Consider the following 24,463-nt stretch of genomic DNA (forward strand, 5'->3'; position numbering starts at 1 on the left):
ACACCCGTAAAGCAGAAGGGTCAGCTCGACTCGCGGTGCACTGCCGTCGCACCGAGCACGTCGTGCACCTCGGGCTCCATGCCCGGGTCGCGCACGACCCGGTCGACGAGCTCCGCGAGCTTCTGACCCGACGGCAGCTCGATGCGGACCGTGCTGAGGCGCGGCCGCAGGAGCCTGCCGAGCATCAAGTCGTCGGCGCCGATCATCGCCGTCTCCTCGGGGACGGCGATGCCTTCGTCCTGCAGCGCCCGCATCAGCAGCATCGCGAACTCGTCGTTGTACGTGAACACCCCGTCGACGCCCAGGGTGCGCCAGCGCGCCGCGAGCCGCGCCGCCGACTCCTCGTCGTAGGCCAGGGGCAGCTCGGTCATCGTGGCGTCCGTGCCGTGCTGCGCCAGGGTGCGGCGGATACCGTCGGCGCGCGGGCGCGCGAAGGGTTCGAGGCCCTTCTCCTCGGGGATCACGACGCCGATGTGCCGGCTGCCGCGCTCCAGGAGATGGGTGGCGGCGCACTGTCCCACCAGACGCTGGTCCATGAGCAGGGCATGGGCGCCCTCCGCCCGCTGCGGGCCGATCGTGAAGACGGCCTTGGCGCCCGAGCGCTTCAGGACGTTCACACCGCGTGCGCCGAGCCCCGAGGCGTCGGGGGCGAGGACCGCCACCGGACGCAGCTCCGCCCAGGCACGGGCCGCCTCCTCGCCGGTCAAGCCGAGGCTGCCGTACTGCACGACCGTGTAGTCGAAGCGGCTGAGCGCCCACTGCAACTCGTTGAAGAACTCGCTGAAGAGCGGGCCCGCCGGGATCTGCGGCGTGGGCATCAGGACCACACGGGTGTGCCCGGCGCGCAGGCTGCGGGCCGCGGCGTGCGGGACGTAGCCCAGTTCCTTCGCGGCCTCGTGGACGCGGCGGCGGGTGGGCTCACTGATGCGGACGGCGCTCGTGTTGTTCAGGACGTACGAGACGGTCGCGCGCGAGACCCCCGCCAGGCGCGCCACGTCGGCGCTCGTCGGCACGGAGTACTGCACGGACTGCCGCTCGGACTGCTGTGCGGTCTTGTTCGGTATCTGCACCATGACGGGGCTCATCCTTCCAGACGGCGTGTGAGCGCTCCCAGGCGGGCGCCGAGGCGCCCCCGGCCTGCGGTGGCGCGCTCCCGGCCGTCGTTCGCGGCGTGAACTTCCCTGCCCACGTACCGCGTTCCTGCCCGGCCGGTTAGCGTGCGGTGCACCTGCCCGTCGATCAAAGGTGCCCCCACATGACTGTCGACCGTGCCGATGGACTCGCGCGCACCGCCCGCGCGCTGGCCGACGGAGAAGTGTCCGCACGTGAGCTGACGGAACGGACGCTGGCGCGGATCGCGGCCTCGCAGCCCACGCTCAACGCGTTCAAGCTGGTGCGGGCCGAGGCCGCGCTCGCCGAAGCGGACGCCGCCGACCGGGAGTTGGCGGCCGGCGGGACGGGGCGGCCGCTGCTCGGCGTGCCGCTCGCCGTCAAGGACGACACCGACATGGCGGGCGAGCCGACCGCGTTCGGCTGCCGGGGCGACTTTCCGCCGAAGAAGGAGGACGCCGAGTCGGTGCGCCGGCTGCGGGCAGCCGGCGCGGTGATCGTCGGCAAGACGAACACGTGCGAGCTCGGTCAGTGGCCCTTCACGGAGGGGCCCGCCTTCGGGGACACCCGCAACCCCTGGCACACCGGCCACACCCCCGGAGGTTCGTCGGGCGGCTCGGCGGCCGCGGTCGCCGCGGGCCTGGTGCCCGCCGCGCTCGGCTCGGACGGCGCGGGCTCGGTGCGCATCCCCGCCGCCTGGACCCATCTCGTCGGGATCAAGCCGCAGCGCGGCCGCATCTCGACGTGGCCCTGGCCCGAGGCCTTCAACGGCATCACCGTCAACGGACCCCTGGCGAGGACCGTCGCCGACGCGGCCCTGCTGCTCGACGCGGCGAGCGGCAACCACAGCGATGACCTGCACAAGCCGCCCGCCATCAGCGCCGCGGACGCGGCGACCCGGGAGCCGGGGCGGCTGCGGATCGCCCTCTCCCTGCGCATGCCGTTCACCGCGACACCCAAGCGGCTGCATCCCGTGGTGCGGCGCAAGGTCATGGTCCTCGCCGACCGCCTCGCCGCCCTCGGACACGATGTCGTGGAGGACGACCCGCGCTACGGCCAGATCGGCCTCGGCTTCGTGCCCCGGGGCACGGCGGGCATCGCGGACTGGGCCCGCGAGGTGCCGGACCCGAGCCTGCTCGACCCGCGGACCAAGGAAGCGGCCCGCCTGGGCCGGCTGCTCGGCGGCGCTCCGCTGCGCCTGGCCCGCCGTGCCGAAGGCGCCCTGCACCGCAGGGTCGGCGCGATCTTCTCGGCGTACGACGTCGTCCTCACGCCCACCACCGCCACTCCCCCGCCGCGAATAGGCACCATGGCCGCCCTCAGCGGCTGGCGCACCGACCAGGCCATGATCGCCGCCTGTCCCTACGCGTGGACATGGAACGTCCTTGGCTGGCCGGGCGTCAACGTGCCCGCGGGCAGGGTGGGCGACGGCCTTCCGGTCGGAGCGCAACTGCTCGGGCCCGCGGACAGCGAGCCGCTCCTGATCTCGCTGGCCGCCCAGCTCGAAGCCGACCAGCGCTGGTACGAGCAGTGGCCTGAAGCCGCCTGATCCCGGGCCCGCGGCTCAGCGGGCGGACCCGCTCCGCGGGTTGGGCCGGGCAGGTTCTACGGTGGCCCGCGTGACAGCCAACACCGATGACCCGCAGATGTCCGCGCACCCGGGCCGCACCGGCCGCACCGCGACCACCGAGGCCGAGCCGCGCGAGGTCGGCCGGGTTCAGACGACGTACGCCCCCGCCCACGACGGCGATCCCGACCCGGGCGAGATCGTCTGGACATGGGTGCCCTACGAGGAGAACGACGGGCGCGGCAAGGACCGTCCCGTCCTGGTCGTCGCCCGCGAGGCGCGCGGCACGCTGCTCGCCGTGCAGCTCTCCAGCAAGCAGCATGCCGACGACCGCGACTGGGTGCCGATCGGCAGCGGGCCCTGGGACCGCGAAGGGCGCGAGTCCTGGGTGGACATCGACCGGGTGCTCCGGGTGCACGACGCGGGCATGCGGCGTGAGGCGTGCGCGCTGGACCGGATGCGGTTCAACCTCGTCGTGCGGCGGCTCCAGGAGCGCTACGGCTGGCGTTAGCCCCGCCGGGCAGGACTCGGCGCGCCCCTGAAGCCCGCGCCGAACGTCTCCTCGAAGGCGGCCCGCGTCACCGCGCCGCGCGTACGGTCGAGCACCCCGAACGCGATGTGCCCGAAGTACCCGTGGAACCGGCCGCCTTCGTCGAGCAGCACCCGGAACGCGTCCGCCACCTGGGCGGGGTCGTTCTGGAAGACCCCGCAGCCCCACGCGCCGAGCACGAGCGCCGGTAGCCGCAGGCGACGGCGGTCTCCAGGACCCGCTCCGCGCGCCGCGCCAGCGCGGCCGGCAGGTCCTTCGCGCGCTCGGGGGCCTGGCGCAGCACGACGCCGGCGTTCGGCGCCGCCGAGGTCAGGAAGCCGGCCTCGTACGCGTCGTCGAGCAGCCGTCCCTTGTCGTCGCGGAAGACCGGAACAAGCGGGGAGTGGATCACGCGGTCGGTGTAGAAGGGGTCGCGGTGGGCGCGGTGGTGGTCGTAGAACTCCCGGGCCGAGCGCACGCACGTGTAGAGCGCCGAGGCCCGGCAGAGCGCCTCTTCCTGGGCCTGGGCGCCGTTCAGATAGCCGCCGCCGGGATTGCGCGCGGAGGAGAAGTTCAGGACGGCCACCGGGCCCCCGTCCGCGGCCGTCAGGCGCCGTGCGGCCTCCAAGCTGCTCTCCCCGGTGACCTCGATTACCGTGGAGATCAGCTCGGGCGGCGTCACGGGAGTCCCGTCCAGGGCCGCCGGACCGAACATCCGCGTGCCGGAGCGCGCGGCGTCCACGGCGTCCGCGATCACGACCTCGCGGCCACCCGGAGCGATATAGCGCCCTGCAGCCACGATCTCCTCGGTCTGCTGCGCGATTCCGCGCAGTCGCGCACTCATGGCCACTCCCCCGACCCGGACTCCGCTACGTCCCCCGTCTCACACATGAACGCATCGTGAGCTTTCGCCGACGTCCGCCGCAACAGAATTCCCTGGCACCGGCTTGGCCCCAAGGGCACTCTTGTGCGAACGGCCGACAAGGTCTTGGGTGGTACGAGCGCTGCCGACCCCGACCGGCCCGGACCACCCCGATCGAGTCGGCCGGGTGGTCCACAACCGCTGGACCAGGCAGGACTTGAACAGGAGGACCTCAGCATGCCCGAGGGTGACTGTACGACGTACCGCGCGAAGTACGGCACCGCGGTATCCGAGTCCGAGGCAGAGGCGCTGGTCGCCGGCATCTGCTTCAAGACCGGACCACCGCGCATCACCGGTGTCGAACTGGAATGGCTGATCCACGAGCCGCAACGGCTCCATCTGCCCGTCTCCCCCGCCCGCCTCGAAGCGGCCTACGCCGCACTGCGGGCCCTGCCCCTGCACTCCCTGATCACCGTCGAACCAGGCGGCCAGCTGGAGCTCAGCTCGCTCCCCGCCGCCTCGCTCATGGAGTGCGTGTCCGCCGTATCGGCGGACCTCTCCCTCGTACACGACCGTCTCGCCACCCTGGATCTGACGCTCACCGGGCTCGGTGCCGATCCGTGGCGGCCGCCGTCCCGCATCCTGCACCGGCCGCGCTATGACGCGATGGAGTGCTACCTCGACCGCACGGGCCCCGCGGGCCGCCGCATGATGTGCTCCACGGCGTCCGTGCAGATCTGCCTGGACGCGGGGCACGAGGAGCCGGGCCCGCTCGGCTACGGACGCCGCTGGCGGCTCGCGCATCTGCTGGGCCCCGTACTGGTCGCCGCGTTCGCCAACTCGCCGTTCCAGAACGGGCGTTACACCGGCTGGCGCTCCACGCGGCAGGCCGTGTGGGCGTCCGTCGCCCCGGGCACGTCGGGCGCGCCGCCGCTCGACGCGGAGCCGCGGGCGGCCTGGGCGCGGCACGCCCTGGACGCACCGGTGATGTTCGTCAGAGCTGAGGACGGCGACGACGACGCGCCCTGGGACGTCCCGGAGGGGCTGACCTTCCGCACCTGGGCCCGCTCAGGGACGCCGCGCCCGCCCACGCGCGACGACCTCGACTACCACCTGACCACGCTCTTTCCGCCCGTACGCCCGCGCGGCCACCTGGAGTTGCGGATGGTCGACGCCCAGCCGGGCCGGCACGGCTGGATCGTGCCGCTCGCCGTGACGAGCGCGCTGTTCGACGACCCGCAGGCCGCCGAGACCGCGTACCGCACCGTGAAGCCGCTGGCCGAGCGCGCGTGCCCGCCGGGTGCGCCCGCGGCGCCGCGCAGCCCGCTGTGGCTGGACGCGGCGCGGGGCGGGCTCACCGATCCGGAGCTGCGTGAGGCCGCGGCCGCGTGTTTCGCGGCGGCCGCCGAGGCGCTGCCCCGCCTCGGCGCGAGCGCCGAGGTATGCGAAGCCGTCGCCGCGTACACCGAGCGGTATGTCGCGCGGGGCCGCTGCCCCGCGGACGACCTGCTCGACGGGAACCCGCACGGCGGCCACCACCACGAACACGAGCACGAGAAGGGCATCCTCCGATGACCGGAACCGTCAGCGACCCCGATGCGCTTCGCCGACGCGCCCAGGCGGCGCTGCTTGCCGCCAGGGACCGCACCTCGCTCCTCACCACGTGCGTCGAGGAGCCCGAACTGACCGCACAGCACTCGCCGTTGATGTCCCCCCTGGTCTGGGACCTCGCCCACATCGGCAACCAGGAGGAGCTGTGGCTGCTGCGGGCGGTGGCCGGCCGTGACGCCATGCGGCCCGAGATCGACGGCCTGTACGACGCCTTCGAGCACCCCCGCTCCGAGCGGCCGAGCCTGCCGCTGCTCGCACCCGCCGAGGCCCGCCGCTACGCGGCCGACGTGCGGGGGCGTGCGCTCGACGTCCTGGAGAGCACACCCTTTCGCGGTTCGCCGCTGACGGACGCGGGGTTCGCGTTCGGCATGATCGCGCAGCATGAACAACAGCACGACGAGACGATGCTGATCACCCATCAGCTGCGCTCGGGGCCCACGGCGCTCACGGCACCTGACCCCGCGCCCGCGCCGCCGTTCGGCGGCCCCGCCGAAGTCCTCGTGCCGGGCGGCCCGTTCACCATGGGCACCTCCACCGAGCCGTGGGCGCTGGACAACGAACGCCCGGCGCACCACCGTCTCGTGCCGCCGTTCTTCGTCGACACGACGCCGGTGACCAACGCCGATTTCCAGCGCTTCATCGCCGAGGGCGGCTATGAGGAGCAGCGGTGGTGGGCCCCGGCGGGCTGGGACATGGTCCGCGGCAACGGGCTCTCGGCGCCGCTGTTCTGGCGCCGCGAGGGCGGTCAGTGGCTGCGCCGCCACTTCGGGGCCACCGAGGTCGTGCCGCCCGACGAGCCGGTGCTGCACGTCAGCTGGTACGAGGCGGACGCTTACGCCCGCTGGGCGGGCCGGCGCCTGCCCACGGAGGAGGAGTGGGAGAAGGCCGCCCGGCACGACCCGGCGACCGACCGCTCGACGCGCTACCCGTGGGGCGACGCGGACCCCACACCCGAGCACGCCAACCTGGGCCAGCGCCATCTGCGCCCGGCCCCGGCAGGCAGCTACCCCGCCGGTGAATCCCCGCTCGGCGTACGCCAGTTGATCGGCGACGTGTGGGAGTGGACCTCCAGCGACTTCCTGCCCTACCCGGGGTTCGCCCCCTTCCCCTACCGCGAGTACTCCGACGTCTTCTTCGGCGGCGACTACAAGGTGCTGCGCGGCGGGGCGTTCTCCGTGGACGAGGTGGCGTGCCGGGGCACCTTCCGCAACTGGGACCACCCGGTCCGCCGGCAGATCTTCTCCGGGTTCCGCACCGCGCGCGACGCGGATCCGACGGAGGCCCGCTGATGTGCCGTCACCTGGCCTTCCTCGGGCCGGAAGAGCCGCTGGGCAAGCTCCTCGTGGACCCCTCGCACAGTCTGCTGCGCCAGTCGTGGGCGCCACGCCACCAGCGCTACGGCACGGTCAACGCCGACGGCTTCGGGGTGGGCTGGTACGCCGACGGCGACCCGGTGCCCGCCCGCTACCGCCGCTCCGGGCCCATCTGGGGCGATCAGTCCTTCGCCGACCTCGCCCGGGTCGTCCGGTCCGGGGCCGTGCTCGCCGCGGTGCGCGACGCGACCGAGGCGGGCGCGGACGGTGAGGCCGCTGCGGCGCCCTTCGCCGCCGGGACCTGGCTGTTCAGCCACAACGGCGCGGTCACCGGCTGGCCCCGCTCGCTGGCCCAGGTGTCCCGCCTCCTGCCGCCCGCGGACCTGCTCTCCATGGAGGCGCGCTGCGACTCCGCCCTGGTGTGGGCGCTGGTCCTGCACCGGCTGCGCAGCGGCGACGAAGAGGGCCAGGCCCTCGCGGACACCGTGACCGAGGTCGCGGAGGCCGCCCCCGGGTCACGCCTCAACCTGCTGCTCACCAACGGCGAGACGATCGCCGCGACCGCCTGGGGCGACACCCTCTGGTACCTCGCCGAACCGGGCCGCCGCACCGTCGTGGCCTCCGAGCCCTACGACGACGATCCGCACTGGCGCCAGGTGCCCGACCGCACCCTGCTCGCCGCAAGCCGTACCGATGTCCTGCTGACCCCGCTCAAGGAGCCCACCGCGTGAGCCCGTTCCAGCTGACCCGCACCCTGCCCGTGGACGCCACGGAAGCCGCTCTGCGCGCCGACGTCCTGCAGGGCCTCACCCGTACCCCCAAGACGCTGCCGCCCAAGTGGTTCTACGACGCGCGGGGCAGCGCCCTCTTCGACGAGATCACCACGCTGCCCGAGTACTACCCGACGCGTGCCGAGCGCGAGATCCTGCAGACCCGTGCCGCGGAGATCGCCGCGGCGACGGGCGCGCGCACGCTCATCGAGCTGGGATCGGGCTCCTCGGAGAAGACCCGTCATCTGATCGACGCGCTCGCGGACCTGCACACCTACGTGCCCGTGGACGTGAGCGAGAGCGCCCTCACCGGCGCCGCGAACACGTTGCTCGCCTCGCGCCCCTCCCTGAACGTGCACGCCCTGATCGCGGACTTCACCGGCGGTCTCGCCCTGCCGGGCACGCCGGGACCGCGGCTCGTCGCCTTCCTCGGCGGCACGATCGGCAATCTGCTGCCCGCGGAGCGCACGGCGTTCCTGGCGTCGGTGCGCACCCTGCTCTCCCCGGGTGACGCGCTGCTGCTCGGCACGGATTTGGTGAAGGAGGAGTCGGTGCTCGTCTCGGCGTACGACGACGGCTCCGGCGTCACCGCCTCCTTCAACAAGAACGTCCTGACCGTGATCAACCGCGAGCTCGGCGCCGACTTCGACCCCGACGCGTTCTCGCACGTGGCCGTCTGGGACAGCGAGCGCGAGTGGATCGAGATGCGCCTGCGCTCGCTGGCCGCCCAGACGGTGAAGATCCCGGCACTCGACCTCGCGGTCGACTTCGACCGCCACGAGGAGATGCGCACCGAGATCTCGGCCAAGTTCCGCGAGGAGGGCGTACGGGCCGAGCTGTCCGCCGCCGACCTGAAGCTGACCCACTGGTGGACGGACGAGAGGAAGCGCTTCGCGCTGTCGCTCAGCGTGGCGCGCTAGGGCCAGGAGACCGGGCCGGCGTCCCTCACGGCCCGCTGACGTCCAGCTCCCGGGTGATCCGGCGCGAGGCGGCCTTCGCCTCCGTCGCCGGGTCACCCCCGGCGAGGACCTTGGACATGTACGCCTTGATGGGGTTGTCCGCCTCCACCGCGGCCCACTTCGGGGTGGTCGGTGTCGCCCGGCCCCGCGCGGCGCCCTCGGCCATCGCGGCGACTCCGTCCTCGCCCGAGACGGCGGAGGCGAGCGTCGTCTTGTTCGGCACGTAGTTCATCGTCCGGGCCAGGTCGGTCTGCCACTTCTTGCCCGCGAGCGCCTCGATCACGGCGACCGCGCCCGCACGGTCCTTCGTCTTCCCGCGCACCACGAGGTCGGATCCGCCGGTGAAGACGGCCCCCGGCTTCGCCGCCGTCTTGCCGGGGATCGGGAAGTAGCCGAGCTTCCCCTTCAGCTTGGGGTTCGCCTCCTCGATGGCGCGCGCCGTACCGGGCACGGCGACGATCTGCGCCACATCCCCCTTGGCGAACACCCCGGCCTGCGGCGGGTGTTCCTCGTCCGCGTCGCGCGGGCCCTCGCCCAACGCCTGCAGCTGCCGGTAGAAGTCCATGCCCCGCAGCGCCGCGGGTGTGTGCAGGCTGCCCTCCCACACGCCGCGTGACCCCTTGGCCTCCGTGGCGAGCTCGCCGCCCTCGTCCCAGATGAATCCGGCCAGGGTGTACCAGTCCTGGCCCGCCAGGTAGATCCCCTGGCCGCCGCCGGAGTTGAGCCGCTCCGTGTCGGAGATCCACTGCGCGCGCGTCTTCGGCGGCTGTTCGATCCCGGCCTGCGCGAAGAGGTCCTTGTTGTAGATGACGACGCGGTTGGCGGCGTACCAGGGGATGCCGTACTGGCTGCCGTTGTAGCGCCCGGGCTCGGCGAGACCCGGCAGCCAGTCCTTCATGCCGAGGTCACGCGCGGACTCCAGGGTGAGGTCGTAGAGCCCGCCCTCGTCGACGTACTGAGCGACCTGTGTGTTGCCGACCTCGATGACGTCGGGCCCCTCCTCGGCCTTGAGCGCGGCCTTGACCTTGCCGCCGATGCCGGTCCACTCCTGGAGGCGTATCTCCAGGTCGACGTCGCCGTTGCGCTTCTCGAAGTCCGTGGTGAAGCGCTTGATGAACTCCGCCGACGCGCTGCCCCTCATGAGCCACACGGTGACGGTCCGCTTCTCGTCCTCCCCGCCCGGCAGCACACCGCAGCCGGGGAGCAGCGTGGTGGCGGCGAGGACGAGGGTCAGGGACATGGCGGCGCGGCGGTGCGGTTTCACGTGGGTCACTTTCTGCCTGCGGACAGGGAGGGGCGGCCCGACGCGGGGGGGTGAGCTGGTGGCTCGAACGGGTATGGCTGGAGTTTGGTATGTACCAATGAGCCGGTCAAGGGGCAACGGCATCGCAATCCGAGATTGGGTTCCAGCGCCCACCGCCTCGCGCACCGCCGCGTGGTGGGGCACGGTGGAGTGACGTCACCGCACAGCCGTGACGTCACCACACGGCGGAGAGGAACTGCCTCATGTCCGACCACACCTACCGGGTCACCGAGATCGTCGGCACCTCGCACGAGGGCGTCGACCAGGCCATTCGCAACGGCATCGCCCGCGCCTCGCAGACGCTGCGCTCGCTGGACTGGTTCGAGGTCACCCAGGTGCGCGGCCACATCGAGAACGGCGAGATCGAGCACTACCAGGTGGGCCTGAAGGTCGGGTTCCGCCCCGAGGACGGCGACAGCGCCTGACCCTCACCAAGGGCCGTCGCCCGAGCGGTCACGTCCGCCCTTCGCGCTCCTGAGCGTCCTTCAGCGCGGCTGACGAGCTCGCCCAGCGCGCCCGTACGACCGTGAAGCCCGCCCGTTCGGCCTCGTCGCACACCAGCTCGTCGTCGTCCACCAGCATCCGGACCTCACGGGATCTGGAGATCCGCCGCAGGATCTCCAGCTTGGTCCGGCGGGCGGGCCGCCGGTCGTCGTTGCGGCGCATCCAGATGCGCCCCGCCGGGAGCCCCTGGGCCGCCAGCCACGCCACGGTGTCCTCGCGGCACCGCTCCGGCCTGCCCGTGAGGTAGACGACCTCGCACTCGCGCGTGCTCTCCAGAGCGAGCGCCACCCCCTCGGCCAGCGGCGGGTCGTCCGGCGCCGCCGCGAAGAAGGCCGCCCAGTCCCGCGGCCTGCGCTCCAGGAAGCGCTGGCGATGCGCGGTGTCCGCGAGGGTGTTGTCCAGGTCGAATACGGCCAGCGGCCTGCTGTCGTCACTCACGTGCCCAGCCTAGGCAGTCCCCGCGACGACCTCGCCCGGACCCGGACTCGGACTCGGACTCGGGGTCGGGGTCGGGGTCGGGGTCGGGGCCGGGAATCATGGCGCCGTTCAGGCGTTGAACCTGTCGTGACCTCAGTGATCGGATCAACCCGCTTCTCCGTCCTCGACCGCTCCCGCACCCGCGAGGGGCACGAAGGACCCGAGGCCCTGCGCGACACCGTGCGCCTGGCGCAGGAGCTCGAAGGGCTCGGGTACCACCGTCTCTGGGTGTCGGAGCACCACGCGGTGCCGGGTGTCGCCGGCTCCGCCCCGACGGTCCTGGCCGCCGCGGTCGCCGCCGCGACGCGCACCATCCGGGTCGGCACGGGCGGCGTGATGCTGCCGAACCATCAACCCCTGGTCGTCGCCGAGCAGTTCGGGGTACTCGAAGCTCTCTTCCCCGGGCGCATCGACATGGGGCTCGGCCGCTCGGTGGGGTTCACCGACGGGGTGCGCAAGGCGCTGGGCCGGGACAAGCACGACGCCGAGGACTTCGCAGCGCAGCTCACCGAGCTCCTGGGCTGGTTCCGCGGCACGTCGGACACCGGGGCCCACGCCCGCCCCACCGAGGGCATGACCGTCCCGCCGTTCGTCCTGGCCATCGGCGAGGGAGCCACCGTCGCGGCGCGGGCCGGGCTGCCGATGGTCATCGGCGACATCAGGAGCCGCGAGAAGATGCTCCGCGGCATCGATCACTACCGCGCCGCCTTCCGCCCGTCGGAGTGGTCCAGCGAGCCGTACGTGGTCATCTCGGGCACGGTCGCCGTCGCCGCGACCCCCGAGGATGCCCGCCGCCTGCTGATACCGGAAGCGTGGTCGATGGCGTATTCACGCACCCACGGCACCTTCCCGCCCCTGCCCCCGGCCGAGCGCGTCGAGTCGCCGCACATGACGATGACCGAGAAGGAGCGCGGCTTCTACGAGTCCGGGCTCACCGGCCACATCCACGGCACCGAGGAGCAGGTGGCCGACGAGCTCGAATTGCTCATCAAGGAGAGCGGGGCACAGGAAGTGCTGGTCACGACCAGTACGTATGACCGTGCGGCCCTCCTCGACTCCTTCCGGCGCCTGGCCCGGGTCGCGGGTCTGGCCGGGACCTAGAATCGTGGGGTTTGCCCCCGAGCCGCCTACGGAGTCCTCATGCACAGCCCCCACGATCCGTTCGTACGTGTCCGGGGTGCCCGCGAGCACAACCTCCGCGACGTCGACGTGGACGTCCCGCGCGACGTCCTCGCGGTCTTCACGGGGGTGTCCGGCTCCGGCAAGTCGTCGCTCGCCTTCGGGACGGTCTACGCGGAGGCCCAGCGCCGTTACTTCGAGTCCGTGGCCCCGTACGCGAGGCGGCTGATCCATCAGGTGGGGGCGCCGAAGGTCGGGGAGATCACCGGGCTTCCGCCGGCGGTCTCGCTCCAGCAGCGACGCTCCGCGCCCACGTCCCGCTCCTCGGTGGGCACGGTCACCAACCTCTCGAACTCCCTGCGGATGCTGTTCTCCCGCGCCGGCACCTATCCCGAGGGCGCCGAGCGGCTCGATTCGGACGCGTTCTCGCCGAACACGGCCGCCGGGGCCTGCCCGGAGTGCCACGGCCTGGGCCGGGTGCACGGCACGACCGAGGAACTCCTGGTCCCCGACCCGTCCCTCTCCATCCGCGAGGGCGCGATCGCGGCCTGGCCCGGCGCCTGGCAGGGCAAGAACCTCCGGGACGTCCTCGACGCCCTGGGTCACGACGTCGACCGCCCCTGGCGCGAGCTGCCGCAGGCGGACCGGGACTGGATCCTGTTCACGGACGAGCAGCCCGTGGTCACGGTGCATCCCGTGCGGGACGCGGGCCGCATCCAACGCCCGTACCAGGGCACGTACATGAGCGCCCGGCGCTATGTGATGAAGACGTTCTCGGACTCCAAGAGCCAGACACTGCGCACCAAGGCCGAGCGGTTCCTCGCGAGCTCCGACTGCCCCGCCTGCGGCGGCAGCAGGCTGCGCCCGGAGGCGATGGCGGTCACCTTCGCGGGGCGCACGATCGCCGATCTCGCGGCGCTGCCGCTGTCGGAGCTCGCCACATCCCTGGAGGGCGCGGCGAGTTCGGAGGCGGCCCGGGTGCTGGCCACGGACCTCCTCGCCCGCATCGACACGATCACCGAGCTGGGCCTCGGCTATCTGAGCCCGGACCGCGCCACCCCCACCCTCTCCGCCGGCGAACTGCAGCGCCTGCGCCTGGCGACCCAGCTGCGCTCGGGGCTCTTCGGCGTCGTGTACGTCCTGGACGAGCCGTCGGCCGGTCTGCACCCGGCGGACACGGAGTCCCTGCTCACCGTCCTCGACCGGCTCAAGGCCGCGGGGAACTCGGTCTTCGTCGTGGAGCACCATCTCGATGTCATGCGCCACGCGGACTGGCTCGTCGACGTGGGTCCCGACGCGGGTGAGCACGGCGGGCAGGTACTCCACAGCGGCCCGGTGGCGGATCTGGAGGGCGTCACGGAGTCCGCGACGGCCCGTTTCCTCTTCGGGCGTGAGTCCGCGCCGCCGCGCGAGGTGCGCGAGCCACGCGGCTGGCTGAAGGTCGGCCCCGTCAGCCGGCACAACCTGCGCGACGTGACGGCCGAGTTCCCGCTCGGTGCCTTCACCGCGGTCACCGGCGTCTCCGGGTCGGGCAAGTCCACGCTCATCGGCGAGGTCACCGAGGACCTCGACGGCGTGGGGCGCCTGGTGTGCGTCGACCAGAAGCCGATCGGTCGCACGCCGCGCTCGAACCTGGCCACCTACACGGGTCTCTTCGACGTCGTGCGCAAGGTCTTCGCGGCCACGGACGCGGCACGCACGCGGGGTTACGGAGTCGGCCGCTTCTCCTTCAACGTGGCGGGCGGACGGTGCGAGACCTGCCAGGGCGAGGGGTTCGTGAGCGTGGAGCTGCTCTTCCTGCCCAGCACGTACGCGCCCTGCCCGGACTGCGGGGGTGCCCGCTACAACCCCGAGACCCTCGAAGTGACATACCAGGGACGAAGCATCGCGGAGGTGCTCGACCTGACGGTGGAGGCGGCCGCGGAGTTCTTCGCGGACACCCCGGCGGTGGCCCGCAGCCTGCGGACCCTCCTCGACGTGGGGCTCGGCTACCTGCGCCTCGGGCAGCCCGCGACGGAGCTGTCGGGCGGCGAGGCCCAGCGGATCAAGCTGGCGAGCGAGCTGCAGCGCGTCCGGCGCGGTCACACGCTCTACCTTCTGGACGAGCCGACGACCGGGCTCCACCCGGCCGACGTCGAGGTCCTGATGCGCCAGTTGCACGGCCTGGTCGACGCGGGCCACTCGGTGGTGGTCGTCGAGCACGACATGGCGGTGGTGGCCGGCGCGGACTGGGTGATCGACCTGGGTCCGGGAGGCGGTGACCAGGGCGGTCACGTGGTCGCCGCGGGGCCGCCCGGAGTGGTGGCGAAGGCCGCGGGGAGCCGGACGGCGCCGTATCTGGCGCGGGCGAAGGACGGGGGCCGCTGAGGTTGGTACACACCAACTCCTTGACGGCGCACCGGAGTCTGCCTTAAATCAAGTACTGAACAAAGCGGCGGGGTTGATCACTCGCCGCGTTCAGTTCTCGACATCGAATTGTCATGCGCACGTCTTGACGACCTGTGCGTACGCCTCAGCACTCAGCACCCCCCACTCTCTCGCCACCCCCACGTGAAGCGATGTGATGACAGTGCATACCTCTTGGCGCCGCCGTGCGGCGCTCACCACAGCCGCCCTGGCCTGCTGCGCCACGGCCCTGACCGGTCTCCCCTCCGGAGCATCGGCGGCCCCTTCCCCCACTCCCGCCGCCGCGGCCGCCACCTTCACCGACGACTTCAACGGGCCCGCGGGCTCGGCGGTCGACGGCGGCAAGTGGCAGATCGAGACGGGCGACAACGTCAACAATCACGAGCGGCAGTTCTACACCTCGGGCAACAAGAACGCGGCCCTCGACGGCCAGGGAAACCTGGTCATCACCGCCCGCAAGGAGAACCCCGAGAACTACCAGTGCTGGTACGGCCGTTGTGAGTACACCTCGGCCCGCCTCAACACCTCCGGCAAGTTCACGCAGACGTACGGCCATGTCGAGGCCCGCATGAAGGTGCCGCGCGGGCAGGGCATGTGGCCCGCCTTCTGGATGCTCGGCGCCGACATCGGCAGCGTGGGCTGGCCCCAGAGCGGTGAGATCGACGTGATGGAGAACGTCGGCTTCGAGCCCGGCACCGTCCACGGCACCCTGCACGGCCCCGGCTACTCGGGCTCCGGCGGCATCGGCGCGGGCTACACCCTGCCCGGCGGCGAGGCGTTCGCGGACAAGTTCCACACCTTCGCGGTGGACTGGTCACCGAACAAGGTCACGTGGTCCGTGGACGGCAACGTCTACCAGACCCGCACCCCCGCCGACCTCGGCGGCAAGCAGTGGGTCTTCGACAAGCCCTTCTTCCTGATCCTCAATCTCGCGGTCGGCGGCTACTGGCCCGGCGACCCCGACGGCAGCACGACCTTCCCGCAGCAACTGGTCGTCGACTACGTCCGTGTGACCACCAACGACTAGGCGTCGCAAGGCAATCGGGGCGGGGCGGCCTCGCTACGGGACGATCGCGTCCACGTAGCCGCCGTCCACCCTGAGAGCGCCGCCCGTCGTGGCCGAGGCCAGCGGGGAGCTGAGGTAGACCACCATGTGTGCGATCTCCTCCGGCTCGATGAGCCGCTGGATCAGGGACTGCGGGCGGTGCTTGACCATGAACTCCCGCTGGGCCTCGTCCCAGGGCAGGGCGGGGTCGACCAACTCGTACACGAAGTCCTCCACGCCGCCGGTGTGCGTGGGGCCCGCGATCACGGAGTTGACGGTCACGCCCGATCCGGCGGCCTCCTTCGCGAACCCCCGGGAGACCGCGAGGAGCGCCGTCTTGGACGTGCCGTAGTGGATCATCTCGGCCGGGGTGACGAGCGCCGAGTCGCTGGCGATGTTCTGGATACGCCCCCAGGAGCGGTCCTTCATCCCGGGCAGATAGTGACGGATCATGCGGACGGCGGTCAGCACGTTGACCTCGAAGTAGCGGCGCCATTCGTCGTCGCTGATGTCGAGGGCGGGCTCGGCGCCGAAGATGCCCAGGTTGTTGATGAGGATGTCCGCCCGGGGGACGGCCGCGAAGACCTGGGCGGCGCCTTCGTCGGTGGAGATGTCGCCGGGGGCCGGGAAGAACTCGGCGGCGCCGTGCTCCCCCTTCAGCCGGTCGACGGCCTTGTCGACGGAAGCGGCGGAACGGCCGTTGACGGCCACCCGGGCGCCCGCCCTGGCCAGGCCGGCCGCGATGGCCGCCCCGATCCCCTGGGTCGATCCGGTGACGAGGGCGGTCTTGCCGGAGAGATCGACGAGCATGCTGTGTTACCTCCTGCTGCGGTGCGACTGCGTGGCCCCAGACGTGGCCCTTGCCTTGTCCCCCATGCCCAGTAGATCATTCAAGCGGCTTCGGCGGGTTTGACCGTATTAGCGGCATTGCCGGCATTGCTGGCATTGCTTGCTCCGGTCGCCGCAGCTTTCTGTAAGCGGTCGGGGTCACTCCCACCTCCCTCCGGAAGATCGTCCGGAAATTGGCGGCCGACCCGAATCCGGTCGTGCCGGCGATCCTCTCCACGGACCAGTCCGAGGCCTCCAGAAGCCTGCGCGCGTCGAGAATCCGCTGGAGGGTCACCCACTGCATGGGCGGCAGGCCCGTCTCGCGCACGAAACGACGAACGAGGGTCCGCCTCGACAGCAGACTGTGATCGGCAAGCCGCTGCACGGTGATCGCGGCCCCCAGGTTGTCGAGCACCCACTCCCGCGTCGCCCGCAGGCTGTCGCGCGGTGGCACGGGCACGTCCCTGTACTGCGGTTCGTTCGCGCCACGGGTGGAGGAGAAGACGAGGTCCTTCGCCACACCGTCCGAGACGACCGCACCGAAATCCCGCTCGACGACATGGAGACACGCGTCGATTCCAGCGCCTCCGCCCGCGCACGTGAGAATGGCCCCGTCCTCGGTGAACACCCGATTCTCGACGACGTCCACGCGGGGATACGCCGTACGGAGTTCTTCCGTATGGCGCCAATGCGTCGTGGCCGATCTGCCGTCCAGGATTCCGCAGGCCGCGAGCGCGAACACCCCTGTGCAGATGGCCACGACACGGGCACCTCGCTCGACGGCGATCCGCAGCGCCTTCAGGTATGCGTCCGGGACCGGGACGTGCGGTTCCTCGTAGCCGGGCACGACGACGATGTCGGCGGATTCGACGTCGGCGAGCGACGCCCCGCCGCTCACTTCTCCGCTCACGTCTCCGCGTACGAGGACCCGATAGCCCGGATGCCGCCCGAAGACGTGCTCGGGGATGCTGACGTCGAGCGCGAACACGCGCGGCATCACCAGGATCGCGACCACCGTCCGGCCTTCTTCTGATCCCACTGCGCTCCCCCTCGTACCTTCACGGACCCGATGCCGGCCCTGGCACGATCCTTGCCGTAAGTGGCACAGCCGAGCCTGGCCCGCCCCTGAACCGCCTCATACCGTCGACCTCATGAGCAGCGCACAGCAAGTCGAGAGTTTCGGCGTCCCGTGGGAGAAGACCTACGGGTACGCACAGGCGGTCAGACACGGCGACACCATCTACCTGTCCGGCCAGGTGTCCCACAGCGGTACGGAAGTGATCGCTCCCGCTCCCGTCGATGATGCCGGACGCGTCACCGACTTCTCCCGCACCGGCGAGCAATTGCGCCAGTGCTACGCCAACGCGGCACAACTGCTCGGGCGCTTCGGGGCATCGCTCGACGACGTCGTCGAGGAAGTCATCTACGCCCTGGACGTCGATGCGACCGACGCCGCGGCGGGCCCGGTGCGCAAGGACGCCTACGGACGGCCGGACCCGCAGGTGGCAAGCACCATGGTCGGCACTCCGCGGCTGGCTTTCCCGGAGTTGCTAGTCGAGGTCAAGTTCATCGCCCGGGTCTGACGGCCGGTCACTGCCTCAGGCCGCGAGGGGCTGCTTCGGGTCACGCGGTGGGCACCGGCGCGTCCTCGGCGATCAGCTGCTCCGCGCGCAGGTCCGTCCAGAACGCGGCGGGGATCTTCTCGCCGAGCGCGGCGACGTCCTCGGCGATGCGGCTGGGCCTGGTGGCTCCGGGGATCGCCGCCGCCGTCGCCGGGTGGGCGAGGGAGAACTGCAGGGCGGCGGACTTGATGCCGACACCGTGCCGCTCGACGAGTGCCTTGATGCGCTCGACCTTGGCGACGATCTCCGCGGGCGCCTTCTGGTACTCGAAGTGCTGCCCGCCCGCCAGGATGCCCGAGGAGTAGGGCCCGCCCACGACGACGTCGACCCCCTGGGTCTCGGCGAGCGGCAGCAGCCGCTGGAGGGCGCGGTCGTGGTCGAGGAGGGTGTAGCGGCCCGCGAGGAGGAAGGCGTCGGGCTTCGGCTCGTCCAGGTCCAGGGTGAGTTCGAGCGGCTCCACGCGGTTAACGCCGAGGCCCCAGGCCTTGATGACACCCTCGTCGCGCAGCCGGTCCAGGGTGCGGAAAGCTCCCGTACGGGCCTGCTCGTAGGCGGCCAGCCACTCGTCGCCGTAGAAGTCCTGTGCGACATCGTGCACCCACACGATGTCGAGCCGGTCCGTCCTCAGCCGCTTCAGGCTGTCCTCGATGGAGCGCAGGGTGGCGTCGGCGGTGTAGTCGTTGACCATCTTGTTCGGGCGGCCGTGCTCGAAGAGGCCGCCCTTCTCGCCGAGGTCGCGGGCGGCGGGGTCCTCGGCCTCGTCCAGGATGACGCGGCCGACCTTCGTGCTCAGGACGTAGGCGTCGCGCGGGTGGCCCGCGAGGACGTCGCCGAGCCGGATCTCGGAGAGGCCCGCTCCGTAGAAGGGTGCGGTGTCGAAGTAGCGGATGCCGTGGTCCCAGGCGGCCTCGACGGTGGCCGCGGCCTCCGCGTCGGGGATGGCACGGAACATGTTGCCGAGCGGGGCGGTGCCGAAGCCGAGGGCTCCGGGGAGGAGGTGCTTGATGCTCATGGGGGTGTTTCCTCGCGGTGGTGGATTTCGACGGTTCCGTGGGGTCAGGTGAGGGTTCGGGTGATCCGTCGGCCGTGCGTCTCCGAGGTTAGGATCGACGCTTGAGACTGTCCAAGACTCGCTTGGACACAGTTGAGTCCTCCGAGGTCTTACATGCTTGACCTGCGACAACTGCGCTACTTCGTGGCCGTGGCCGAGACGGAACACGTCGGCCGCGCAGCGGAGGCGCTGCACATCTCCCAGTCACCGCTCAGCCGCCAGATCGCCCAGCTGGAGAAGCAGCTCGGCCTCGTCCTGTTCGAACGCAGCCAGCAGCGCATCCGCCTCACCGCCGACGGCCGGGTGTTCCTGAGCGAGGCCCGCGCCCTGCTCCGGCACGCGGACCGCCTGGAGAACCTCGGCCGCAGGCTCGGCCGCGGCGAGGAGGGCGGCCTGTGTATCGGTTACGTGGGCGACGCGATGCACACCGGCGTCCTGCCGGGCGCGCTGCGCACCCTGCAGGAGGAGCGCCCCGGCATCCACGTCGCCCTCTACAGCCTCTCCGCGGCGGAGCAGTTCGAGGGCCTGCGCCAGCGCAGCCTCGACATCGCCCTCGTCCAGGAGCCGCCGGAGAAGGACGACCCGGATCTCCTGGCCGCACCTCTCCTCGAAGATCCGCTGCTGCTCGCGCTGCCCGCGGCCCATCCACTGGCCGGGCAGGCCGAGTTGGCGCCGGGCGACCTGGACGGGCAGGCGTGGATCGCGGTGGAGAACTCCCGGGATCCGGCCTGGCGTGACGCCTTCCTCGCCTCGTGCGTGGCGTCCGGCTTCACGCCGGACATCCGCCTGGACGCCGCCGAGCCGCTCACCGCGCTCGGCCTGGTCGCCTCGGGCCTCGGTGTCGCGCTCATCCAGAGGAGCATGGTGCGCGGCACGACGGACGGTGTCGCCGTACGCGAACTGCCCTGGCACAAGGCATCCGTTCACCTGTGGGCGGCCTGGCACGCCGTCGATCTGCGGCCGGTGGTGGCGTCCTTCCGTGAGACGGTCCTGGCCGGCCGCGCCGCCGACTGACGCGGAGGCTCTCCCCGCCCGGCCTACTCCCAGTAGGACTTGCGCAGCGAGGACTTGGCCAGCTTTCCGGTGGGGGTGCGGGGCAGCGAGTCCGTGAAGTCCACGGAACGCGGGGCCTTGTAGTGGGCGATGCGCTCGCGCACGAACGCGACCAGCTCACGCTCCAGTTCGGGCCCCGCGGTCACCCCGTCGGCCGGGCACACCACCGCCTTGACGGCCTCCCCCATCTCCGCGTCCGGCACCCCGATCACCGCGACGTCCGCGACCGCCGGATGCAGCACGAGGCAGTCCTCGGCCTCCTGCGGGTAGACGTTCACCCCACCCGAGATGATCATGAATGCCTTGCGGTCGGTGAGGAAGAGGTAGCCGTCCTCGTCCACGTGCCCGATGTCTCCCGTGGTGGTCCAGTTCGGGTGCGTGGGGTGCTGGGCACGGCGGGTGCGGTCCTCGTCGCCGTGGTAGCGGAAGGGCAGTTCGTCGCGCTCGAAGTAGACGATGCCGGTCTCGCCGGGCGGAAGGAGCTCGCCCGCCTCGTCGCAGACGCGCAGCTCGCCGAGGAACCCGTCCTTGCCCACCGAGCCGGGCTTGCGCAGCCACTCGTCGGGCGAGATGAACGTGATGCCGTTGCCCTCCGTCGACGAGTAGTACTCGTACAGGATGGGCCCCCACCATTCCAGCATCCGCTGCTTCACCTCGACGGCGCAGGGCGCGGCGGCATGGATGGCGATCTTCATCGACGACAGGTCGTGGCGCTCGCGCACCTCTGCGGGCAGCTTCAGCATTCGTACGAACATGGTCGGCACCCACTGGCTGTGCGTGACCCGATGGCGTTCGATGGCCGCCAGGGCCCCCTCGGCGTCGAAGGCGTCCATGAGGACGACCGTGCCGCCGAGCGACGTGACGACTCCGCAGAAACGCAGCGGCGCCGCGTGGTAGATCGGGGCGGGCGAGAGGTAGACGGTGTCCTCGCCGAAGCCGTACATGGCCTGGAAGATCAGCACATAGGTGCTCGGCTCGTCGCGCACGTCACCCTCGGGCAGCGCGGGCTTGATGCCCTTGGGGCGCCCCGTGGTGCCGGAGGAATAGAGCATGTCGGTGCCGCGCGGCTGGTGGGCGGGCGGTTCGGCGGAGGCGGCCTCCAGGGCCTTCTCGTACGTTCCGTCGTCGAGGCCCAGCAGGATCGGCGGCCCGCCCGCCAACTCGACCACCGCCGCGCCCAGTTCGGCGAGCGAACCGGAGATGATCAGCACCTTCGCCCCGCAGTCGCGGACTATGTACGCGGCTTCGTCCGTCGTGAGGTGGTGGTTGACGGCGGTGAGATAGAGGCCCGAGCGCAGCGCCGCCCAGTAGACCTCGAGGGCGCGCGGGTCGTTGTCGCAGAGCAGGGCGAAGTGATCGCCCCTGCGCAAGCCTGCGGCCCGCAGATGATCCGCGAGCCGCAGGGAGCGTTCTTCGAGTTGTCCGTAGGTGAGGGACCGTGTGCCGTCGGCGGTGACGACGGCCGTCCTGGCGGGGTCGTACGCTCCGGGATGCATGCGGCGAAGTTACGCGCCGCGCAGGGGCGCGGGGAACTGCGCGACCAGCCACAATCGACCCGCAGGCCCCCACGGCCCCATGGCCCCACGGCCCCACGGCCCCACGGCCCCACGCAGTGTCTAGCGGCTCACCTTCCGCGTGGCCCGCAACCACTCCTTGTTCATCGCGGAGATCGAAGGCAAGGGGATGCCCTTGGGGCAGGCGGTGGCGCACTCGCCGGTGAGCGTGCAGCCGCCGAAGCCCTCCTCGTCCATCTGCGCGACCATGTCCAGGACACGCGTCTCGCGCTCGGGGGCACCCTGCGGCAGCACACCCAGGTGGTTGACCTTCGCCGAAGTGAACAGCATCGCCGATCCGTTGGGGCAGGCGGCGACGCAGGCACCGCACCCGATGCACTCCGCGTGCTCGAAGGCGAAGTCCGCGTCGGGCTTCGGCACGGGCGCCGCGTGCGCCTCGGGGGCAGCCCCGGTCGGAGCGCTGATGTACCCGCCGGACTGGATGATCCGGTCGAAGGACGAGCGGTCCACGACCAGGTCCTTCACGACCGGGAAGGCGGCGGCCCGCCACGGCTCTACGTCGATCGTGTCGCCGTCCTTGAAGGACCTCATGTGCAGCTGACAGGTCGTGGTGCGCTCGGGCCCGTGCGCGTCGCCGTTGATGACGAGCGAGCACGCGCCGCAGATGCCCTCGCGGCAGTCGTGGTCGAAGGCGACGGGGTCGTCACCCTTGACGATGAGCTCTTCGTTGAGGGTGTCCAGCATCTCCAGGAAGGACATGTCGGACGAGATGCCGTCGACCTCGTAGGTGGACATGGCGCCGTCGGCGTCGGCGTTCTGCTGGCGCCAGACGCGCAGGGTGAGCTTCATGCGTAGCTCCGCTGAGTGGGATGGACGTACTCGAAGACGAGGTCTTCCTTGTGGAGGACGGGGGCAGCGCCAGGGGCGGTGAACTCCCAGGCGGCGGCGTACGAGAACTCCTCGTCCACGCGCGCCGCTTCGCCGTCCGGTGTCTGTGACTCCTCGCGGAAGTGACCGCCGCAGGATTCGGCACGGTGCAGGGCGTCGAGGCACATCAGCTCGGCGAGTTCCAGATAGTCGACGATGCGGTTGGCCTTCTCCAGGGACTGGTTGAACTCCTCGCCGGTGCCGGGGACCTTGATCCGGCGCCAGAACTCCTCGCGGATCTGCGGGATGCGCTCCAGCGCCTTGCGCAGCCCCGTCTCCGTACGGGCCATGCCGCAGAACTCCCACATGAGCTCGCCGAGTTCACGGTGGAAGGAGTCGGGTGTGCGGTCCCCGTCGACGGCGAGGAGCCGGGAGATCCGGTCGGTGGTCTCGTCGAGCACCTCACGTACGACGGGGTGCTCGTCGGAGATCTCGCCGTGGTGCGGGTTGCGCGCGAGGTAGTCGTTGATCGTGGACGGCAGCACGAAGTAGCCGTCGGCGAGTCCCTGCATCAGGGCCGAAGCGCCGAGGCGGTTCGCGCCGTGGTCGGAGAAGTTGGCCTCACCGACGGCGAACAGGCCCGGGACGGTGGTCTGCAGGTCGTAGTCGACCCAGAGGCCGCCCATCGTGTAGTGCACGGCGGGATAGATGCGCATCGGCGTCTTGTACGGGTCCTCGTCGGTGATCCGCGCGTACATGTCGAAGAGGTTGCCGTACTTGGCCTCGACCGCCTTCTTGCCCATGCGCTCGATGGCGTCGGCGAAGTCGAGGTAGACGCCCTGGCCGCCCGGCCCCACTCCCCTGCCCTCGTCGCACACGTTCTTGGCCGCGCGCGAGGCGATGTCGCGGGGCACGAGGTTGCCGAAGGAGGGGTAGATGCGCTCCAGGTAGTAGTCGCGCTCATCTTCGGGGATCTTGTTGGCCGGGCGGTCGTCGCCCTGGGCCTTGGGGACCCAGATGCGGCCGTCGTTGCGCAGCGACTCACTCATCAGCGTCAGCTTCGACTGGTGGTCGCCGGTGCGCGGGATGCAGGTCGGGTGGATCTGCGTGAAGCAGGGGTTGGCGAAGTAGGCGCCGCGCCGGTGAGCGCGCCATACGGCCGTGGCGTTGGAGTTCATGGCGTTCGTCGACAGGTAGAAGACGTTGCCGTAGCCGCCGGAGGCCAGGACCACCGCGTCGGCGAAATAGGTCTCGATCTTGCCCGTGATCAGGTCGCGGGCGACGATGCCGCGGGCGCGTCCGTCGACCACGATGACGTCCAGCATCTCGGTGCGCGGGTGCATCTCGACGTTGCCTGCCGCGATCTGCCTGCTGAGTGCCTGGTAGGCGCCGAGGAGCAGCTGCTGCCCTGTCTGACCGCGCGCGTAGAACGTCCGGGAGACCTGTACGCCGCCGAAGGAGCGGGTGTCGAGGAGACCGCCGTACTCGCGGGCGAAGGGCACGCCCTGCGCGACGCACTGGTCGATGATCTCCACCGAGATCTGCGCGAGGCGGTGGACGTTGGACTCGCGGGCGCGGAAGTCGCCGCCCTTGACGGTGTCGTAGAAGAGGCGGTGGACGGAGTCGCCGTCGTTGCGGTAGTTCTTCGCGGCGTTGATGCCGCCCTGGGCGGCGATCGAGTGGGCGCGGCGCGGCGAGTCCTGGTAGCAGAACTGGACGACGTGGTAGCCCTGTTCGGCGAGCGTGGCACCGGCGGAACCGCCCGCGAGGCCGGTGCCGACGACGATCACCGTGTGCTTGCGGCGGTTGGCGGGGTTGACCAGCTTGGCCTCGAAACGGCGGGTGTCCCAGCGCTCGGCGACGGGCCCTGCCGGGGCCTTGGTATCGGCGACCGGCTCCCCGGTCGCGTAATCGGCGTACTCACGAGAGGCGTGTTCACGAGAGGAATTCATC

21 protein-coding genes and 1 pseudogene are annotated in these 24,463 nt (G+C 71.3%); 12 read left to right on the top strand and 10 right to left on the bottom strand.

The window, feature by feature from the left end:
* Positions 1–20 precede the first annotated feature (20 nt).
* A complete protein-coding gene (locus ACWD02_RS13720; RefSeq protein WP_451208825.1) occupies positions 21–1,073 on the bottom strand; it encodes a LacI family DNA-binding transcriptional regulator in 1,053 nt (350 codons plus the stop codon).
* Positions 1,074–1,255: 182 nt separating this feature from the next.
* On the opposite strand from ACWD02_RS13720, the gene ACWD02_RS13725 reads away from it, so the two are divergent.
* A complete protein-coding gene (locus ACWD02_RS13725; RefSeq protein ID WP_451208828.1) occupies positions 1,256–2,659 on the top strand; it encodes an amidase in 1,404 nt (467 codons plus the stop codon).
* Positions 2,660–2,729: 70 nt separating this feature from the next.
* Complete coding sequence (locus ACWD02_RS13730; protein ID WP_451208830.1) at positions 2,730–3,188, top strand: type II toxin-antitoxin system PemK/MazF family toxin; 459 nt, start codon at positions 2,730–2,732, stop codon at positions 3,186–3,188.
* Here the strand turns inward: ACWD02_RS13730 and ACWD02_RS13735 are convergent.
* Positions 3,185–4,050: pseudogene (locus ACWD02_RS13735) on the bottom strand (TIGR02452 family protein). The gene ACWD02_RS13730 and the pseudogene ACWD02_RS13735 overlap by 4 nt on opposite strands.
* A gap of 255 nt (positions 4,051–4,305) precedes the next feature.
* Here ACWD02_RS13735 and egtA point away from each other — a divergent pair.
* From egtA to egtD, 4 genes are read left to right on the top strand one after another with little or no spacing between them, the layout of a single operon-like run.
* Positions 4,306–5,643, top strand: coding sequence for an ergothioneine biosynthesis glutamate--cysteine ligase EgtA (gene egtA / locus ACWD02_RS13740; RefSeq protein WP_451208833.1), 1,338 nt, complete (start codon positions 4,306–4,308; stop codon positions 5,641–5,643).
* Positions 5,640–6,968, top strand: a complete 1,329-nt coding sequence (gene egtB, locus ACWD02_RS13745; RefSeq protein ID WP_451208836.1) for an ergothioneine biosynthesis protein EgtB — start codon at positions 5,640–5,642, stop codon at positions 6,966–6,968. Before egtA ends, egtB begins: the two co-directional genes overlap by 4 nt.
* Positions 6,968–7,723: an ergothioneine biosynthesis protein EgtC gene (gene egtC / locus ACWD02_RS13750; protein ID WP_451208839.1), complete on the top strand. Its 756-nt coding sequence runs from the start codon at positions 6,968–6,970 to the stop codon at positions 7,721–7,723. The genes egtB and egtC overlap by 1 nt, the downstream gene beginning before the upstream one ends.
* Positions 7,720–8,682 carry an L-histidine N(alpha)-methyltransferase gene (egtD, locus tag ACWD02_RS13755; RefSeq protein ID WP_451208842.1) on the top strand — a complete coding sequence of 321 codons (963 nt, stop codon included), beginning with the start codon at positions 7,720–7,722 and terminating at the stop codon, positions 8,680–8,682. Before egtC ends, egtD begins: the two co-directional genes overlap by 4 nt.
* A gap of 25 nt (positions 8,683–8,707) precedes the next feature.
* Here the strand turns inward: egtD and ACWD02_RS13760 are convergent, their stop codons facing one another.
* The gene (locus tag ACWD02_RS13760) at positions 8,708–9,961 is read right to left on the bottom strand and encodes an extracellular solute-binding protein (protein WP_451209234.1); all 1,254 of its coding nucleotides are present in this window, start codon (positions 9,959–9,961) and stop codon (positions 8,708–8,710) included.
* Between the two features lie 266 nt (positions 9,962–10,227).
* Between ACWD02_RS13760 and ACWD02_RS13765 the strand changes: the two genes are divergently transcribed.
* The gene (locus tag ACWD02_RS13765; protein ID WP_451208844.1) at positions 10,228–10,449 is read left to right on the top strand and encodes a dodecin; all 222 of its coding nucleotides are present in this window, start codon (positions 10,228–10,230) and stop codon (positions 10,447–10,449) included.
* 28 nt (positions 10,450–10,477) lie between these two features.
* On the opposite strand, the gene ACWD02_RS13770 is transcribed toward ACWD02_RS13765, so the two are convergent.
* Entirely contained in the window at positions 10,478–10,966 is a 489-nt protein-coding gene (locus ACWD02_RS13770) for a phosphatase domain-containing protein (RefSeq protein WP_451208846.1), read from the bottom strand.
* 126 nt (positions 10,967–11,092) lie between these two features.
* On the opposite strand from ACWD02_RS13770, the gene ACWD02_RS13775 reads away from it, so the two are divergent.
* The 3 genes from ACWD02_RS13775 to ACWD02_RS13785 all read left to right on the top strand — a co-directional run bounded on the left by ACWD02_RS13775 (position 11,093) and on the right by ACWD02_RS13785 (position 15,557).
* The gene (locus ACWD02_RS13775) at positions 11,093–12,106 is read left to right on the top strand and encodes an LLM class flavin-dependent oxidoreductase (protein ID WP_451208849.1); all 1,014 of its coding nucleotides are present in this window, start codon (positions 11,093–11,095) and stop codon (positions 12,104–12,106) included.
* Between the two features lie 39 nt (positions 12,107–12,145).
* Positions 12,146–14,491: an ATP-binding cassette domain-containing protein gene (locus ACWD02_RS13780; RefSeq protein ID WP_451208852.1), complete on the top strand. Its 2,346-nt coding sequence runs from the start codon at positions 12,146–12,148 to the stop codon at positions 14,489–14,491.
* 196 nt (positions 14,492–14,687) lie between these two features.
* Positions 14,688–15,557, top strand: coding sequence for a glycoside hydrolase family 16 protein (locus tag ACWD02_RS13785; RefSeq protein ID WP_451208855.1), 870 nt, complete (start codon positions 14,688–14,690; stop codon positions 15,555–15,557).
* A gap of 33 nt (positions 15,558–15,590) precedes the next feature.
* Here the strand turns inward: ACWD02_RS13785 and ACWD02_RS13790 are convergent, their stop codons facing one another.
* Complete coding sequence (locus tag ACWD02_RS13790) at positions 15,591–16,385, bottom strand: SDR family NAD(P)-dependent oxidoreductase (RefSeq protein WP_451208858.1); 795 nt, start codon at positions 16,383–16,385, stop codon at positions 15,591–15,593.
* Between the two features lie 76 nt (positions 16,386–16,461).
* The gene (locus ACWD02_RS13795; protein ID WP_451208860.1) at positions 16,462–17,418 is read right to left on the bottom strand and encodes a GlxA family transcriptional regulator; all 957 of its coding nucleotides are present in this window, start codon (positions 17,416–17,418) and stop codon (positions 16,462–16,464) included.
* Between the two features lie 136 nt (positions 17,419–17,554).
* On the opposite strand from ACWD02_RS13795, the gene ACWD02_RS13800 reads away from it, so the two are divergent.
* Positions 17,555–17,986, top strand: a complete 432-nt coding sequence (locus tag ACWD02_RS13800) for a Rid family hydrolase (protein ID WP_451208863.1) — start codon at positions 17,555–17,557, stop codon at positions 17,984–17,986.
* 40 nt (positions 17,987–18,026) lie between these two features.
* On the opposite strand, the gene ACWD02_RS13805 is transcribed toward ACWD02_RS13800, so the two are convergent.
* The gene (locus ACWD02_RS13805) at positions 18,027–19,037 is read right to left on the bottom strand and encodes an aldo/keto reductase (RefSeq protein WP_451208866.1); all 1,011 of its coding nucleotides are present in this window, start codon (positions 19,035–19,037) and stop codon (positions 18,027–18,029) included.
* Between the two features lie 153 nt (positions 19,038–19,190).
* Here ACWD02_RS13805 and ACWD02_RS13810 point away from each other — a divergent pair, with 153 nt between their 5' ends.
* Positions 19,191–20,090, top strand: a complete 900-nt coding sequence (locus ACWD02_RS13810; protein ID WP_451208869.1) for a LysR substrate-binding domain-containing protein — start codon at positions 19,191–19,193, stop codon at positions 20,088–20,090.
* A 23-nt stretch (positions 20,091–20,113) separates the two neighbouring features.
* Here the strand turns inward: ACWD02_RS13810 and ACWD02_RS13815 are convergent, their stop codons facing one another.
* The 3 genes from ACWD02_RS13815 to ACWD02_RS13825 form a co-directional block, all read right to left on the bottom strand.
* Complete coding sequence (locus ACWD02_RS13815) at positions 20,114–21,625, bottom strand: acyl-CoA synthetase (RefSeq protein ID WP_451208872.1); 1,512 nt, start codon at positions 21,623–21,625, stop codon at positions 20,114–20,116.
* 120 nt (positions 21,626–21,745) lie between these two features.
* On the bottom strand, positions 21,746–22,492 hold the full coding sequence (locus ACWD02_RS13820; protein ID WP_363207235.1) for a succinate dehydrogenase/fumarate reductase iron-sulfur subunit: 747 nt from the start codon (positions 22,490–22,492) through the stop codon (positions 21,746–21,748).
* A complete protein-coding gene (locus ACWD02_RS13825; RefSeq protein WP_451208874.1) occupies positions 22,489–24,462 on the bottom strand; it encodes a fumarate reductase/succinate dehydrogenase flavoprotein subunit in 1,974 nt (657 codons plus the stop codon). Before ACWD02_RS13825 ends, ACWD02_RS13820 begins: the two co-directional genes overlap by 4 nt.
* Position 24,463 lies beyond the last annotated feature (1 nt).

Source organism: Streptomyces sp. NPDC002853 (assembly GCF_053591915.1).

What these genes read in the sequence shown, in the direction of transcription:
- ACWD02_RS13725 (WP_451208828.1), top strand. Translation starts at nt 1,256, where the DNA reads ATGACTGTCGACCGTGCCGATGGACTCGCGCGCACCGCCCGCGCGCTG.
- ACWD02_RS13825 (WP_451208874.1), bottom strand. Translation starts at nt 24,462, where the DNA reads ATGAATTCCTCTCGTGAACACGCCTCTCGTGAGTACGCCGATTACGCG.
- ACWD02_RS13765 (WP_451208844.1), top strand. Translation starts at nt 10,228, where the DNA reads ATGTCCGACCACACCTACCGGGTCACCGAGATCGTCGGCACCTCGCAC.
- egtC (WP_451208839.1), top strand. Translation starts at nt 6,968, where the DNA reads ATGTGCCGTCACCTGGCCTTCCTCGGGCCGGAAGAGCCGCTGGGCAAG.
- egtA (WP_451208833.1), top strand. Translation starts at nt 4,306, where the DNA reads ATGCCCGAGGGTGACTGTACGACGTACCGCGCGAAGTACGGCACCGCG.
- ACWD02_RS13815 (WP_451208872.1), bottom strand. Translation starts at nt 21,625, where the DNA reads ATGCATCCCGGAGCGTACGACCCCGCCAGGACGGCCGTCGTCACCGCC.
- ACWD02_RS13785 (WP_451208855.1), top strand. Translation starts at nt 14,688, where the DNA reads ATGACAGTGCATACCTCTTGGCGCCGCCGTGCGGCGCTCACCACAGCC.
- ACWD02_RS13810 (WP_451208869.1), top strand. Translation starts at nt 19,191, where the DNA reads ATGCTTGACCTGCGACAACTGCGCTACTTCGTGGCCGTGGCCGAGACG.
- ACWD02_RS13805 (WP_451208866.1), bottom strand. Translation starts at nt 19,037, where the DNA reads ATGAGCATCAAGCACCTCCTCCCCGGAGCCCTCGGCTTCGGCACCGCC.
- ACWD02_RS13760 (WP_451209234.1), bottom strand. Translation starts at nt 9,961, where the DNA reads ATGTCCCTGACCCTCGTCCTCGCCGCCACCACGCTGCTCCCCGGCTGC.
- ACWD02_RS13780 (WP_451208852.1), top strand. Translation starts at nt 12,146, where the DNA reads ATGCACAGCCCCCACGATCCGTTCGTACGTGTCCGGGGTGCCCGCGAG.
- ACWD02_RS13720 (WP_451208825.1), bottom strand. Translation starts at nt 1,073, where the DNA reads ATGGTGCAGATACCGAACAAGACCGCACAGCAGTCCGAGCGGCAGTCC.
- egtB (WP_451208836.1), top strand. Translation starts at nt 5,640, where the DNA reads ATGACCGGAACCGTCAGCGACCCCGATGCGCTTCGCCGACGCGCCCAG.
- ACWD02_RS13800 (WP_451208863.1), top strand. Translation starts at nt 17,555, where the DNA reads ATGAGCAGCGCACAGCAAGTCGAGAGTTTCGGCGTCCCGTGGGAGAAG.
- ACWD02_RS13820 (WP_363207235.1), bottom strand. Translation starts at nt 22,492, where the DNA reads ATGAAGCTCACCCTGCGCGTCTGGCGCCAGCAGAACGCCGACGCCGAC.
- ACWD02_RS13790 (WP_451208858.1), bottom strand. Translation starts at nt 16,385, where the DNA reads ATGCTCGTCGATCTCTCCGGCAAGACCGCCCTCGTCACCGGATCGACC.